General features: G+C 36.7%; 9 protein-coding genes. 8 read left to right on the forward strand and 1 reads right to left on the reverse strand.

Features of this window, described 5'->3' with window-relative positions:
* Positions 1–243 precede the first annotated feature (243 nt).
* The 6 genes from QM491_RS00705 to QM491_RS00730 all read left to right on the forward strand — a co-directional run bounded on the left by QM491_RS00705 (position 244) and on the right by QM491_RS00730 (position 8844).
* Positions 244–1488 carry a reverse transcriptase domain-containing protein gene (locus QM491_RS00705; protein WP_283325338.1) on the forward strand — a complete coding sequence of 415 codons (1245 nt, stop codon included), beginning with the start codon at positions 244–246 and terminating at the stop codon, positions 1486–1488.
* The gene (locus QM491_RS00710; RefSeq protein ID WP_283325339.1) at positions 1488–2252 is read left to right on the forward strand and encodes a hypothetical protein; all 765 of its coding nucleotides are present in this window, start codon (positions 1488–1490) and stop codon (positions 2250–2252) included. Before QM491_RS00705 ends, QM491_RS00710 begins: the two co-directional genes overlap by 1 nt.
* Before the next feature lie 222 nt (positions 2253–2474).
* Positions 2475–2747 (forward strand): hypothetical protein, encoded by a 273-nt coding sequence (locus QM491_RS00715; protein WP_283325340.1) that lies wholly within the window; start codon positions 2475–2477, stop codon positions 2745–2747.
* A gap of 387 nt (positions 2748–3134) precedes the next feature.
* On the forward strand, positions 3135–3587 hold the full coding sequence (locus QM491_RS00720; RefSeq protein ID WP_283325341.1) for an SRPBCC family protein: 453 nt from the start codon (positions 3135–3137) through the stop codon (positions 3585–3587).
* A 312-nt stretch (positions 3588–3899) separates the two neighbouring features.
* A complete protein-coding gene (locus QM491_RS00725; RefSeq protein WP_283325342.1) occupies positions 3900–7013 on the forward strand; it encodes a SusC/RagA family TonB-linked outer membrane protein in 3114 nt (1037 codons plus the stop codon).
* 301 nt (positions 7014–7314) lie between these two features.
* Positions 7315–8844 carry a RagB/SusD family nutrient uptake outer membrane protein gene (locus QM491_RS00730; RefSeq protein ID WP_166549436.1) on the forward strand — a complete coding sequence of 510 codons (1530 nt, stop codon included), beginning with the start codon at positions 7315–7317 and terminating at the stop codon, positions 8842–8844.
* 403 nt (positions 8845–9247) lie between these two features.
* Here QM491_RS00730 and QM491_RS00735 read toward each other — a convergent pair whose 3' ends face one another.
* Positions 9248–12139: a triple tyrosine motif-containing protein gene (locus QM491_RS00735; RefSeq protein ID WP_283325343.1), complete on the reverse strand. Its 2892-nt coding sequence runs from the start codon at positions 12137–12139 to the stop codon at positions 9248–9250.
* 399 nt (positions 12140–12538) lie between these two features.
* On the opposite strand from QM491_RS00735, the gene QM491_RS00740 reads away from it, so the two are divergent.
* Positions 12539–14251, forward strand: coding sequence for a cellulase family glycosylhydrolase (locus QM491_RS00740; RefSeq protein WP_283325344.1), 1713 nt, complete (start codon positions 12539–12541; stop codon positions 14249–14251).
* Between the two features lie 89 nt (positions 14252–14340).
* Positions 14341–15225 carry a pirin family protein gene (locus QM491_RS00745; RefSeq protein ID WP_283325345.1) on the forward strand — a complete coding sequence of 295 codons (885 nt, stop codon included), beginning with the start codon at positions 14341–14343 and terminating at the stop codon, positions 15223–15225.
* Positions 15226–15227: the final 2 nt, after the last annotated feature.

Here is a 15227-nt window from a genome sequence, read left to right on the forward strand (position 1 = left end):
CTTTGAAGTGCCAACAAAATGATTTTGAACTGTTCATTGCGATTTGCAATGTCGGCCAGCAATGGCTGTTTAAATGGTAGTTATTTTCATTGTTCAGCATTGAGCTATAATGAACATTTAGTTATTGGATATATCAGTAATTAATATATTATAATAAAATATGAATAAATATTGACATCATTAAATTTATGATGGATTCATCCATAAAGAAAATCAGTTGGCACTTCTTTTTTAAAAAACAATATGCGATTAACGCCTGAAAATATAGAAGAAATAAAAGTTCGCTTTGCGAAAATGGAGACCGTTGAGGAGTTGGCTCAACTGTTAAGTTGGGTGTATGCCTTGAAGTTTCCAAAACGTAGCAAAAAAACAACTATCATAATTGAGATAAAGCACTTAAATTATTATGCTTTTAAATCCGCCAATAGATACAAACAGTTTACAATAAAAAAGAAAAGTGGTGGTGAAAGACCAATTTCAGCACCACGCTACAAGTTAAAAACCATTCAAAAATGTATCAACGAAATATTGAATGCTGTTTTTACTCCTCATTTTACCGCTACAGGTTTTGTTCCTAGAAAGAGCATTGTTGATAATGCTAAAGTGCATATCGGAAAACAATTTGTTTTTAATACAGATTTGAAAGACTTTTTTCCAAGTACAGAATTTAGAAGAATTAAAACTGTATTAGGTTTAGCACCATTTTATTTAACTGATGCGAATGAAATTAACTCAAATACAGAAAAAAAGAAAACTTCGGAGCAAAAGGGGAAAGGTTATTTGGGTTATCTCATAGCAAACCTTTGTTGCGATAATGGTTGTTTGCCACAAGGTGCACCAACATCTCCAACACTTACAAATTTAGTTTGCCAACGCCTCGACAAAAAACTTTACAAGTTTGCTAAAAGTATAAATGCAACTTATTCAAGATATGCTGACGATATCACGTTTTCATCAAATAAGCCAGTCTTTAATGAGTCATTTAAGAAAAAAATAATAGACATAATAGAAGTCCAAGAGAAATTCAAAATTAATTTTGAAAAAGAAAGACTTCAAGAAGGAAGCGAAAGGCAATCTGTAACAGGCATAATTGTAAATAGAAAGAGCAATGTCGATAGAAAGTATTTAAAAGATGTTCGTTTCTGGTTAATGTGTTGGAAAAAATTTGGAACTGATGCAACACAGCAAAAATTCTTAACTCAATTTCCTGAGAAAAAGGGCTTTTTAAGATATGGCGGTGTAACTCCTCAATTTTATAATTACCTCTACGGAAAAATTTTGTTCTTGGGTATGGTTAGAGGTGCTAAAGATGAAATATTCTTAAAACAAAAAATGAGTTTTGATGAATTGTATAGTGCAGTGAATAGCCCAAAAAATCACTCTAATCACATTTCAACACCAAGTAATTCCGCTTTATCACTCCTTGAATTATTGCAAACGTGGGAAAAGAAGGGAATAGAAACAGCTATAAAACAATACGGTATTTAATGGATGCACAGAAACTAAAATTTATGATGTCTGTCCAACTTGAAATTGACAAGTTGGAAGCGGAGCTTGGTTCTAATCATCAAGATGTAGTTGCATCTAAAGCCTTGTTTCAAAAATTAAGTCAAACAGAAATTCAAAAGAAAAAACAAGTAAATAGTAAATCTGAATGCTGTGATGAACTAATTCCAATAAAAGCGGATACTGAAACTATAATTGACCAAGTAACCAGAGTAACTAATAAGTTTGATATAATTGATAGCATAATAGAGAAAAGAGCTTCGCACTTTTACAATGATTTTCCAACTACAAATCTAACGCTTACAGAATTAAAAAAAGTTTTAATCAAAAATTTGGAACTCTTTGAATTAAGTTTAAAAAAAGAAGACCATCGTTTAGCCTCTAAATATTTAATTGTTCAATTGGAAGGAATCCTTAATCTATTTGAACCAGAACTAATTTTGTTCGAAGAAGCCAACCCAACAAGGCAATATTCTCAATTAAGCTATATAGCAATATACAAAGGTGTAAAAACAATGCCTTTCAGAACTAAGTGTAATTCAATTCAAACATATTTGGGAATAAAATACATTGCTCACAACAAAGTTTCATTAGTCTATGATATAAGAAATTATGAATCTCATCAATTTGCTCCTGATAAAATTGAAGAGAGCGAAGCAAAATTACAATTACTGAAAAATAGTCCAACAGATTATTATGAAGAGGTTTTTAAATTGATAAAACAATGCTTCAAATCAATAAAGTAGAATTTCAGTATGACCAAGACCGAAACTAAAATATCAAACCAAAGACAAGCAATTCAGCACTTCATTGAAAAAATGGATATTGAAATGGTAGATACTCTTTAGACTCTGAAGCAAAAAAGTGATTTGATACAATTTTTAGCAATTGAGACTGCCTAATTTTATGGCATAAAACATTTTGTTTAGTAACTCAGCGAAGTCATAACTTTTTAAATCATCCAGAATATGTACAGAATCATTGTTTCCATCACATTGTCAGATAGTGGTATCGACACCATCAAATCAACGCCAGAGCTTCCTAAAAAGGAAATGGAATATGTTCATCTTTGGAAGAACGAAGGTATTTTGGAAAGCTTTTATATTTCTGTAACCAAAAAAGAGGCAGTTCTTATATTTAAAGATATAGACGAAGCTAAATGTAAGGAAATGATAGAGATACTGCCTTACTTTCCTTACATGTCAAAAATTGAATACCTTGGGGTAGATAAGCAATTTTAATTTTAGGCTTTGGGTTATTTACCTTATTTCATAAGTCTAACAGAAAACCGAATAGGGTGCGACTTAAGTCGCACCCTATTCGGAAAAGGTTGAAGAGACATTTTTTATTATTTCCCAAAAATTTGGGATGACTCATTTTTTACATTGTCGCTTCTTTTTTCAATACCAAAATCTCTTTTATCCTCTATCATACCCTCCTCCCCCCTTCCAAATTGAAATCTACCAACAACCAATAAAATAGTTTATTGCGGAATTTTAGGGCTAAAATCTTACCATTTATCAATTTATTCATTAAAAACTAGGGGGATTATTATTCATGAATAGAATAATTTCTCATATTAGAGGAAATGTCACATACTACCTTTAACTTATTGCATCCACCTTGATATGATAAACAAAACTATCACCATCGAAACGCAATTGGCGGCAACACCTGAAACCGTCTGGAGCTTCTTGACCAATCCTAGTCTTTTGTCCGAATGGCTCATGCCCAACAACATTACGCCTGAAAAAGGTAGAGAATTCCAGTTTAAAACCAAATCACGGGTAAAACTTGGTTTTGATGGGTTGATCTCCTGCCAAATTCTCAAACTAAAACAGTATTCCGAAATAAGCTACACTTGGCAGGGAATACTCGCCCATGAACAACACCAACTCGCAACCACCATCACTTGGACTCTGCAAACTCAATCCACTAATCAAACATTATTGAAACTCAAACAAGAAGGATTTATTGGTTTTAAAAACCTGATTCCGTATGCTATTTTACAGAAGAGTTGGCAACGCTTACTCTCCCAAAAACTTCCTCTAGCCATCGCAAAATACCAAGCCGAAATCTGATGTTTGAATACGCTTAAATACATCCTTTCCTTCCTCCTTACTTTGTATTTTCCTCCACTCTTTTTAATACAAGTTTTTCTATTATAAATGAATCTTTTTTGTACTTTAACTTACCATGTTGGGGTAATGTTGGGGTAAAAAATGCCTTTTAGAGCAAAATGAAAGGTTTTGTAGTGGTAATGTAGTAACACCTAATTGGACTATTTGAAGTTCTTCCTCCTACTTTTGCAAAAGCGAAAAGCAGTTCGATAAGCCTATCATTATCGGATTAATCCAATTCTTTTTCATTATACTCCAAAATGCTTTTGCAAAATGCAGAAAAAACATCTACTAATTTTTAGTATTCTTTTACTCTTGGGTAGCGTGAATACACTCCTAGCTCAAGGTATTAGAGTTACTGGTAAAGTTACCTCTAAAAACTCTGGAGAACCATTGATTGGCGCCAGTGTATCTATTATGGGAACAGCGAAGGCTACAATTACCGACTCGTTGGGACGCTACAGTATTTCGGCAAACCAAGGAGCTATTTTGGTAGCCAACTATTTGGGCGCATCAGCTCAAAGTGTGAGTGTCAAAGCTACTACTACTGTCATCAATTTTGTGATGGAAGAAGCCATCAACAAGCTCGATGAGGTGGTTGTGGTAGGTTATGGTGCTCAAAAGAAAAGTGTGGTAACGGGTGCTATCTCGTCGGTTAAGGCTTCTGACTTACAGACTATGCCTATCAACCGTGTGGAGGAAGCATTACAAGGTCGTACTTCGGGTTTAACGATTGCTTCTAGTTCTGGTCAGCCAGGTTCTGGGGCAACAGTACGTGTACGTGGTGTAACAACACTCAATAATAACGACCCTCTTTGGGTAGTGGATGGAGTGGTAATCGACAATGGTGGTATTGGTTATTTGAATCAATCAGACATCGAATCGATTGAAGTATTAAAAGATGCTGCTTCACAGGCTATTTATGGAGCTAGGGCTGCCGCTGGGGTAATTTTGGTTACTACGAAAAAAGGAAAGGCGGGTAAGTTACAAGTGAGCTACAATGGTTTTTATGGTATTTCGTCACCTGCTAAAAAACTCAATTTACTGAATGCTACGCAATATGCGACAATCCGTAATGAGTCTGCCGTAAATGCTGGTGCGCAACCAGTATATGCTAATCCTCAATCATATGGTACGGGTACAGACTGGCAAGCTTTGATTTTTAATAATAGTGCTCGTCGTCAGAATCATGAGCTTAGTTTGAGTGGAGGTAGTGAGCGTTCGACTTACTATGCTTCTTTTGGCTACCTTGACCAAGAAGGTATTGTAGCTACAGATATTTCGAAATACACACGTGCCAATATCCGTTTGAATAGCACTCACAAAATTTCAAAATATGTAACTTTTGGTCAGAACTTAGGCTATGCACATGACAAATCTGTTGGTTTGGGAAATACAAACTCTGAATTTGGTGGTCCTTTAAGTTCTGCTATCAACCTCGACCCTATTACTGCTGCTGTGGTTACAGACCCAGCTATTTACAATGCCCCACCATACACAAATACAGGGATTCGTCGTGATGCCAATGGCTTTCCTTATGGAATTTCGACGGCTGTAGGACAAGAAATGATTAACCCATTGGCGTATATCTCTACACGTTTGGGCAATTACGGATGGAGTGATAACATTGTTGGTAATGCTTATTTAGAAATTAGTCCTATTCAAGGATTAAAAATTCGCTCAACTGTTGGCTCAAAGGTAGCGTATTATGGCAATGAAAGCTTTACGCCTATTTCTTGGTTAAACTCTTCAAACATCACGTCGCAAACTTCGTATAACCGTGGTTTAAACTCTCGCTTTGACTGGAACTTAGAAAACACTGTTTCTTACACACGTGATATTCAAAAACACAATATGAGCGTGTTGTTAGGTCAAGGTGCTTATTCAGAAAATAGAACTTATTCGACGAGTGTTACCTTCTATAATATCCCTGTAGATAATTTCAATGATGCATCGATGAACTTCAAAGTACCAAATGACCAACGTTCTTCGGATTCAGGCGAAGGTCAGTTGCACAACGTATCTTCATTGTTTGCCCGTTTGAATTATAGTTTTGATGAAAAATATTTGATTCAAGGTTTGGTTCGTCGCGATGGTTCTTCACGCTTTGGCGCTAACAACAAATATGGTATTTTCCCTTCTGTTTCAGTAGGTTGGGTTACCTCTCGTGAGGCCTTTTTCCCAACAAATACCTTTGTCAACTTTATGAAAGTTCGTGGTGGATATGGTGTTGTAGGAAACGATGCTATTGGTGATTTTGCTTTCTTATCTACAATCGGAAGCGGTCGTAATTACGCTATTGGTAACTCAGGAAGCTATATTATTGGTTATAGTCCAAACGCGCCAGCCAACCCAGATTTGAAATGGGAACAAACGAGTCAAGCGAACATTGGTATCGATGCAACTTTGTTCAATAATCTATCTTTGACTTTAGAGTTTTTCCAGAAAACAACGAAAAACATTCTTCAAAACCCACGTATCCCAAGTTATGTAGGAGCTATTTCAAACCCAGCAGCCAACGTAGCAGATATGCAAAATACAGGTTTTGAAATTGAATTAGGTTATCGTAAAAAAATCGGTCAGGTCAACTTCTCCGTAAATGGTAACGCTTCATTTATCAAAAACGAAGTTACAAACCTAGGAAACGGAATTGCTTATTTGTCAGGCGGTCAGTCATTCCAAGCAAGTACCTATCCTATTACTCGTACGGCAATTGGTCAGCCAATCAACTCGTTCTTTGGTTTCCAGACATTGGGGGTTTTCCAAAATCAAGGAGAAGTTGAAGCTTATGCCAAAGATGGTAAAAAGATTCAGCCAAATGCCAAACCAGGCGATTTTAAATGGCAAGATACAGATGGTGATGGTGTCATTACCGAAAAAGACCGTGTATTCTTAGGCAACCCAATGCCAACAGTAACGTATGGTTTTACGGTTAATTTAGGCTACAAAAACTTTGACTTTGTATTGTTTGGACAAGGTGCAGGTGGTAACAAAATCTTCCAAGGTTTGCGTCGTTTGGACATTGCAAATGCCAACTGGTCAACCAAAATCTTAGAACGCTGGACAGGCGAAGGATCTACTAATAGCATGCCTAGAGTCGTAAATGGCGACCCTAACAAAAACTTTGGTAACCCTTCTAATTTCTACCTTGAAGATGGTGATTATTTCCGCATCAAAACACTTCAATTGGGTTATACTTTACCACAAGCTATTTCAAGCAAAATGGGCTTGAGCAAGGCAAGATTGTATGTGATGAGTCAAAACCTCTTGACAATCACTAAATATAGTGGCTATGATCCTGAAATCGGTGGTGGTGTTATGAGTATCGACCGTGGTATCTATCCACAAGCACGCTCATGGATGGTAGGTTTAAATTTAGGATTTTAACAGAGGTTATCAGTTAAAAGTATATCAGTTATTGTAATTTATTCATAATCAATATGATAACATAAATTTACACGGCAGATATATCATTAACATAACCTTTCCTTCTACTTAAGTTAGTGGGTAAAATAAAAAGAATTTTACCTGCATTAAGCTCTAGGCTTTATGCTGTAGGCTAAAAGTTGAAAAGAATTTCTCATGAAATAATTTAAGTTCTTTTGCCTAATGCTTACAGCTTAAAGCGTATTAATGCAATTCTATTTTGCATTAATACTTAGTACTTAACAATTCAAAATTCAACAAAATGTCAATAAAAAAATATATCGCAACATTACTCATTGGTAGCCAGTTATTATCGGCTTGTACCACTGAATTTTTGGAGGTAACTCCCAAAGGAACCAACCTCGAAGCCAACTATTACCGTAACCAAACCGAAGCGTTCAACGGATTAGTGGCAGCTTACGATGTAGTTGGTTGGCAAGGAGGCGGTTATGTCACTAAAGTAGGTGCTATGAATGCCGCTTCAGACGACCACTATGCTGGTGGTGGCGGACCAAATGATATTTCAGACTTTCAAGTAATCTCTAACTATACTTTAACACCTGACCGTGGTCCACAGGGAGAATTATGGAGAAAAGGATTTTCGGGTATCTTTCGTGCCAATACCATCCTTACCAAGCTCCCTGGCGTTCCAATGGACGAAACCTTGAAGAAGCGCTATACGGCTGAAGGGAAGTTTTTGAGAGCTTATTTCTATTTCGATTTAGTGCGTCTTTTCAAAAATATTCCACTATTTACAAAACCTGTAGAGGCTAGTCAGATGTACAATGTTATGCAGGCTGCTCCTACAGAAGTATATGCGCAGATTGAAAAAGACTTGAAAGAAGCATTGACAGACCTTCCTGCTACTATTCCTGTGGCTACTGAAGGCGGGCGTGCTACGCAAGGTGCAGCTCACGCTCTTTTGGGTAAAGTGTATTTACAACAAGAGAAATTTACTGATGCTGCTTCAGAATTTGCTCTAGTTAACGGAACTCCTGGTGGTTCAAATCAATATGGGTATAAGTTGCTCAATAACTTTTCTGACTTATGGAAAGTGACCAACAAGTACAACAGCGAATCAATTTTTGAGATTGCCTACACCAATACTTCAGCAGGAAACTGGAACTGTGTGGCTTGTACAGAAGGAAACTTGTTGAATATTTTGGTAGGACCACGTGGCTATCGTTCATTAAAATCTGATGCTCCTGACTATGTTTCAGGTTGGAGTTTTTTGGTGGTTACCCCAGATTTATTTAATGCCATGCACTACGACCCACGTTTAAATTCGACAATTGCTAACTTGGATAGCTTGGAGAAAAACGGTATTGCTGGTTATGAAAAAGGTTATATGAATACTGGTTATTTCTTGGAAAAATTTGCAGGTCGTAACTCTTTCAAATGGACAGGTGCAGGAAATATGGAGTTGAATTTCCCACAAAATATGTACGAAATTCGATTGGCAGATACGTATTTACTCGAAGCTGAAGCCTTGATTAGAGGTGGAGGTGATTTAAAACGTGCTGCTACGCTATTGAATGCCGTTCGTAATCGTGCCTACAAAAGTACAACTGGTAATATAGCTGCTACGCTTGACAATATCATCAAAGAACGTCGCTTGGAATTGGCTGGTGAAGGTCACCGTTGGTTTGACTTAGTCCGTTGGAAAATTGCACCTCAAGTATTGGGTAGTCGTGGTTTCCAAGCTGGGAAACATGAGATTTTACCTATTCCTTTGTTAGAAATGGATAATACCAAAATCCAACAAAGCAAAGAATGGGGAGGTACAAAGTAAATTAAGTGTTGAGCTTTAAGCTACCTTTATATTTTCCAATTAGGGTGCGAATCAATTCACATTCTAATTGGAAAATATTGTTTATAAGTATAAGGAAGTTATTAGTTAACTGTAAATCTGTTACTAGAATGAACTTATGGGGCGGTGCCCAAGGCGTAAACAACTCAATATTCACTTGCCAAATGGATATTAATTATGTACGTGTTTACAAGATGATTGACAAATAACCTCCTAGGTAGAGACGTAGCATGCAACGTCTTTTCAAAGAATTATCTGATATGATTTACATGTAACATTCTAGCTCTAATCATATTTCAATTTGAGAATTTGTTTGGAGACGTTGCATGCAACTTCTCTACAGGTTTTAATCCGAAATCAGCCATCCCAAATCTACAATCGAAATCTATTCATCGTAAATGCTCAGGAAATAACTAAAGAAATTCACTTCGGATGGTAATTGTAATTTCTTGCGTAAACGATACCTGCTTACCTCCACACTTCTCGCAGAGATATTCATGAGTTGAGCGATTTCTTTGGTAGAAAGATTCATTCTCAAATAAGCACAGAGCTTTAGTTCATTTGAGCTTAAATTCGGAAATCTTTCTTTGATAACCATCAAAAATTTGCTGTGAACGCTATCAAAGTGTATTGAAAATTGGTTCCAATCCGACTCAACGGTATTCTCATCGTCAACAGTTTTCATCATACGTTTCAAATCCTCCTTGATTTCCTCCACATTGCCTGACTTATACATTTTACCCAAATCTTGTTTGAGTTTGGTCAGTAACTCTGCTTTTTGGACTAAATACATCGCTGAGGAAGCTAGTTCAGCATTTTTATGAATAATTTCAGCTTCTAACTTTTCATTTTTCAGACTGACAATCTCTTTTTCATTTTTATCTAACTCCAATTGGTGCATATACATCAATTGCTTTTGCTCTTTTTGAAACGAGACTTGCTGGTCAATAAATTTCTGTTGTTGCCAACGAAATAATCTCCAGAAAGCAATTAACAGAAGTAAGGAATAAAAAACATAAGCCCAAATTGTCAAATACCAAGGTGGCAAAATGATGATTTGATAAGAAGCAATCTCCGATTCCTGTCCCAAATTATTTCTTGCTTTAACCTTAAACAAATATGTTCCTGCTGGTAATTGAGTATATTCTTTACTTGTCTTTTTAGTCCATGCCGACCACGTAGCATCAAAGCCTTCTAGTTGACACGCATACTCAACAGTCTGGAGTTGGTGATAAAGTGTAGACGAATATTCGAATGTTAATCGATCAAAATCACTACTTATCTCAGTGCTTTTTAGTCTCTCAACATTCTTGATTCCACCATAAAAAACGCTATCTATTTTGCCAGTAGCACTAATTTCACTAATAAGCACATTAACCTTACTGAGTTTTTGTCGATATGCCTTGAAGTTAATATGAAAAAAGCCCTTTTCCCCTCCTACTATTACATTTTCTAGATTCATAGGATTGATAAACTCAAAACCCGAAACAAGGCGATTATTCAATTCTGGAAGGTAAATTACTTGTGGCTTTTGGTTAGAGAAGTCCAAAACTCCAATTCTATTATCTGCAATAAACCAAACATTTCCATCTTGGTCCTCCTTCAGATAATACATTTTCATTCCTTTAAAATAAGGCATCAATAAAGAGCAAGGAACAAATTTATCGGTATGAATATTGTATTCAAAAATGCCATTTTCAGAAGCAATAATAACTCTGTTTTTAAGACGATAGACAAAACTATTATTCTCCGAAAGCGCCAAGCCTTCTTTAGCACCATATAACTTCACTTGTGTTCGTAAAGAATCTTTGATTAAAACCCTAAAAACACCCTTGTAGGGATGTGTTGTCCAAATAGCTTTGTCATTATTGGGATCAATACAAACAAAACGAGAGGAAATATGAAAGTTATCGACCTTTTTATCTGCCGAAAATTGTCCATTTTTATAATTCCAAAATTTCAAACCATTGTAATTCCCTGCGACCAATCGAGCACTGGGCTCTAAACTAGAAAGTGGAACAAAAGTCCAATAACCCCCATTGTCATCTATTTTTTGTGCACCATTTGCTTTTACCACAAATGCCCCATCATGATGTCCCATCAAAAGCTGGCGATTGATTACTTGTAAATTCCATACTTGTCCAGTCGAGTTAGGGACTTTTCGAAAGGCGTTTTTCTCATAACTCAAATCGCCCTGTCCGCTGATGGGCGCTACATACAACCCATTAGCAGTTCCCAAATACAGATTCCCTTGATACAAGGCCGAAGCGTATCCACCAGCATCTGCATCTTGCATAATCGAGATACTTTTGATGGCATTGTTAGTTGCCACAAAGGCAATTCCATTGTCTAATCCCAGCCATAGATTTTTTTGTTTGTCCAAAAAGCTATTGAGAATATTATTGTTATTGAGTCCTTCTATTTTTGAAAAGTGTTGAATAAAATTTCCGTGAATGTCGATGATATAACAACCATTCAGGCTAGTCGAGAGCGCTATTTGAGTAGCATTGATTTGAACGGCATGATAGATACGATATTTGCTAATTTCGGTAATAAATGGTGTTGCAAACGGCTGAATACTTTGGGTATTTAACCAATATAGTCCATTTTCTAAAGTCGAAATCACTGACAAGTGTTGAGAAACAGGCAAAATAGCTGTTACTAATTGCTTGCCCAATAATTGTAAATTTGTACTAAAAGGTATCCATTGTCCATTTTCAAAATACAATAATCCTTCATCAAAATCTTGCGCAATTAACTTATCTGAACTTTTACCCAAAAAACGCCAATGGGAAGAAGGTCTATATACCGAAACTTTATTGGCTTTGTATTCAAAAATACGACTACTAGAACGAAAAAATACCGATTCTTTCCAAACACAGACATTCCAAACATCATAAAAAGTTTGGTCTTTTTCAGGTAAAAGTTCTTTTAGGGAATGATAAGCCAATACCCCATTCCCACTAGGGCTGAAATAGCCAATTTCATTCTCTCCACCCACGTAGACCTTGCCATCGGGAGCAATTGCCAACGAACGGACTTTGGTTTTGGAAGGCAAATGATACTTTCGCCAATAGTTACCATCAAAAGTCAAAAGACCTTCATTATTAGCAAAATACATCCGTCCAGCAGCATCTTGTTGAATACCCCAGTTTTGCGTTCCAGCTAGATATTGATTTTTAGTATAGTTATTTATCTCTGGCAAACCAATGGTATTTTGCCCAAATGAGATAGATATGGAAAGAAGTAATATGATTGATAGGATTAGTCGGTTCATAAAACAATTACAGGCGATGTGTATATTTTAAGACAAATATCAAGTAAAAAGTCCGAAATATTATAGTTTTCTATCCTTATTGTCCTAATGTTGGGGTAATGTAGGGGCACAATTTTATTAATCCTGATAGAGTATTTCTACTTTTGACAAACAATTACTACGCTAACTATTCCTAAAATATATCTGTGTTAGTTTTAGCCTTTCTTCCTATATAAAATCTTGAAAACAAGTCTTGCTAATTTTTTATATATCCAATTTCTTTAAAAACTATAAATTCATTATCCTAATGATTTGGGTCTTCTTGCGTTAATTCTAGTTGGAGATTGGGATTTAAATTCATGGCTAGACCCAAAACAATAGGATTCATTAACCCTTCAGAACGTAACAGTGAAAAAAAGTATGTTAACCCTTGCCCTAGCGATTATCTCGGTAATCGCTCAGGCTCAGGGATTTTTGAAAGCAAAAGGAAAGATTATCACCGATTCAAACGGGAACAAAGTTATCTTACGAGGCATGGGGCTAGGCGGCTGGATGTTGCAAGAAGGCTATATGTTTAAAGTTGGAAATATTGGTCAGCAATACCAAATCAAAGCCCGAATTCAGGACTTGGTTGGACAAGATGCTACCGATAAATTTTATCAGCAATGGCTCGAAAAACATACACAGAAAGCCGATATTGATTCGATGGCAGCATGGGGATTCAATTCTATAAGATTACCCATGCACTATGATTTATATACCCTTTCGGTAGAAAAAGAACCTGTTGCAGGCAAAAATACATGGTTAGAAAAAGGCTTTGCCATGACTGATAGCTTATTGGCTTGGTGCAAAGCCAATAAAATGTATTTGATTTTAGATTTGCATGCAGCTCCAGGCGGACAAGGGAATGACTTAGCTATTTCTGATCGTAATCCTAGTTTGCCTTCATTGTGGGACAGTCGTGATAATCAATTAAAAGTAATTGCACTTTGGAAAAAGCTAGCAGAAAGATACGCCAACGAGCCTTGGATTGGAGGCTATGACATTATCAATGAGCCCAATTGGGGTTTTCAAGATTCAAAGGATTTTAGAGGTACAGAAGAGAAACTCAACCTTCCTTTGAGAAACCTGATGATAGAAATTACGAAAGCCATCCGTGAGGTAGACAACAATCATATCATCATTATTGAAGGGAATGGTTTTGGAAATAATTATCGTGGATTATTACCTACTTGGGATAACAACATGGTTTTGAGTTTTCATAAATACGGAAATTTTAATACCAAAGCCGCTATTCAAAACTTCTTGAATCTCAGAGACGAATACAATGTACCTCTTTGGTTAGGCGAATCAGGTGAAAACTCTAACAATTGGTTCACTGAAGCTATCCGTTTGGTCGAATCGCATGATATTGGTTGGGCATGGTGGCAGTCCAAAAAAATGGGTATTAATAACCCTTGGGAAATCAAAATAACGCCTTCTTACCAAAAGCTTTTGGACTACTGGAACAACAAGGGTCCTAAGCCTAGCAAGGAAGAAGCACAAACCTCTTTAAACGAACTTATTTCACTCATTCAACTTCCTAATAACCGACCCCACGCCGACGTGATTGATGCGATGTTTAGACAAGTAAAAGAGCAAAAAGCTTTGGCTTTCAAAACACATCGCATCGGCTCATCGGTTACCATTCCTGCGGTTGATTTTGACTTAGGAGGGCAACGAATTGGGTATTATGATAAAGATACCGCAAGTTATCACTATACCCCAGGCGTCAATACGCAAGGAAATCGGGGAAAAGTATATCGCAACGATGGTGTAGACATTCAATTAGAAGATGGACAATATCAGGTCTTTTCGATTGAAAATGATGAATGGTTGGGCTACACGATTGAGGTAGAAAAAGCCAAAAAATATCAAATAAATCTCGAAGTAGCCTCAAAAGAGGCCGAAGGTCAAATAGAAATATGGTGCAATGATCAATTGTTGTCTACTACAAAAATCAAACCTACAAGCAATGACAAAAATTGGAAATGGGTGAAGGCAGGCAATATCCTGCTGAATAAAGGTACTCAGCAGCTTCGAATCAAATTTGTGAAAGGAAATATTTTATTTAGAACTATCCAACTCAATTAATACTTAATAACCCTTCGTTCAATGTCGAGCCAGTTCATTTTTGGACTGGCTTATTTTTTGTAAAATAAGGCAAAAACTTATCTTTGTATATGTCAAATCTAAGCCATATTATCGAAGAAAGACCTCACGAAGTTGGAAACTTCTGGGTAGGTCGATTGCTTCCATTTCGTACCAAGCGAATGGTAGGTCCTTTTACTTTTATCGACCACATGGGGCCAACCCAGCTCCAAGACTATGAAAACTTCGATGTTGGACCACATCCTCACATTGGACTGTCGACCCTCACCTATCTTTTTGAGGGCAGTATTATGCACCGAGATAGTCTTGGAACACAGATGGAAATTCAACCAGGGGCTGTCAACTGGATGACCGCAGGTAAAGGAATCGTTCACTCCGAACGTACGCCAGACCATTTAAGACATTCTCCTAAATTTTTACATGGTTTACAAATCTGGGTTGCGTTACCCAAACATCTGGAAACAATGGAGCCTAGTTTTTTCCATGCCGAAGCCGACACTTTACCAGCATGGGAAGAAGATGGCGTACAATACAAACTCATTGCGGGCGAAGCCTTAGGGCATCAATCTCCTGTGCCAGTATATAGTCCTCTTTTTTTACTAGAAATCAAATCTACAGCTAAAAAGACGGTCAAAATCGGTAGTTCTCTTTTTGGCGAAGCAGCCATGTATATTTTGGAAGGAAGTGTAGAAAGTGATGGAAATGTTTATGAGCCCAAAAGAATCTTAGTAGCCAAAGATGCTTCACTTTGTGAATTTACTATCGGCGAAAATACAACCATCTATATCTTTGGAGGAGAGCCATTTCCAGAGGAAAGATTTATGTTTTGGAACTTTGTAGCAAGCGATAAAGAAATGCTAGAAGAGGCGAAACAACGTTGGCAAGACCAACTATTCCCCAAAATCGAAGGCGAAACGGGTTTTGTCCCTTTACCTGTGATTGGAAAAGTTTCTTAAGT

Source organism: Flectobacillus longus, assembly GCF_030056705.1.
Taxonomy (GTDB): Bacteria; Bacteroidota; Bacteroidia; order Cytophagales; family Spirosomataceae; genus Flectobacillus; species Flectobacillus longus.

Coding starts and splice junctions, on each gene's coding strand:
- QM491_RS00730 (WP_166549436.1), top strand. CDS start 7,315: ATGTCAATAAAAAAATATATCGCAACATTACTCATTGGTAGCCAGTTA.
- QM491_RS00715 (WP_283325340.1), top strand. CDS start 2,475: ATGTACAGAATCATTGTTTCCATCACATTGTCAGATAGTGGTATCGAC.
- QM491_RS00710 (WP_283325339.1), top strand. CDS start 1,488: ATGGATGCACAGAAACTAAAATTTATGATGTCTGTCCAACTTGAAATT.
- QM491_RS00720 (WP_283325341.1), top strand. CDS start 3,135: ATGATAAACAAAACTATCACCATCGAAACGCAATTGGCGGCAACACCT.
- QM491_RS00705 (WP_283325338.1), top strand. CDS start 244: ATGCGATTAACGCCTGAAAATATAGAAGAAATAAAAGTTCGCTTTGCG.
- QM491_RS00725 (WP_283325342.1), top strand. CDS start 3,900: ATGCAGAAAAAACATCTACTAATTTTTAGTATTCTTTTACTCTTGGGT.
- QM491_RS00735 (WP_283325343.1), bottom strand. CDS start 12,139: ATGAACCGACTAATCCTATCAATCATATTACTTCTTTCCATATCTATC.
- QM491_RS00745 (WP_283325345.1), top strand. CDS start 14,341: ATGTCAAATCTAAGCCATATTATCGAAGAAAGACCTCACGAAGTTGGA.
- QM491_RS00740 (WP_283325344.1), top strand. CDS start 12,539: ATGTTAACCCTTGCCCTAGCGATTATCTCGGTAATCGCTCAGGCTCAG.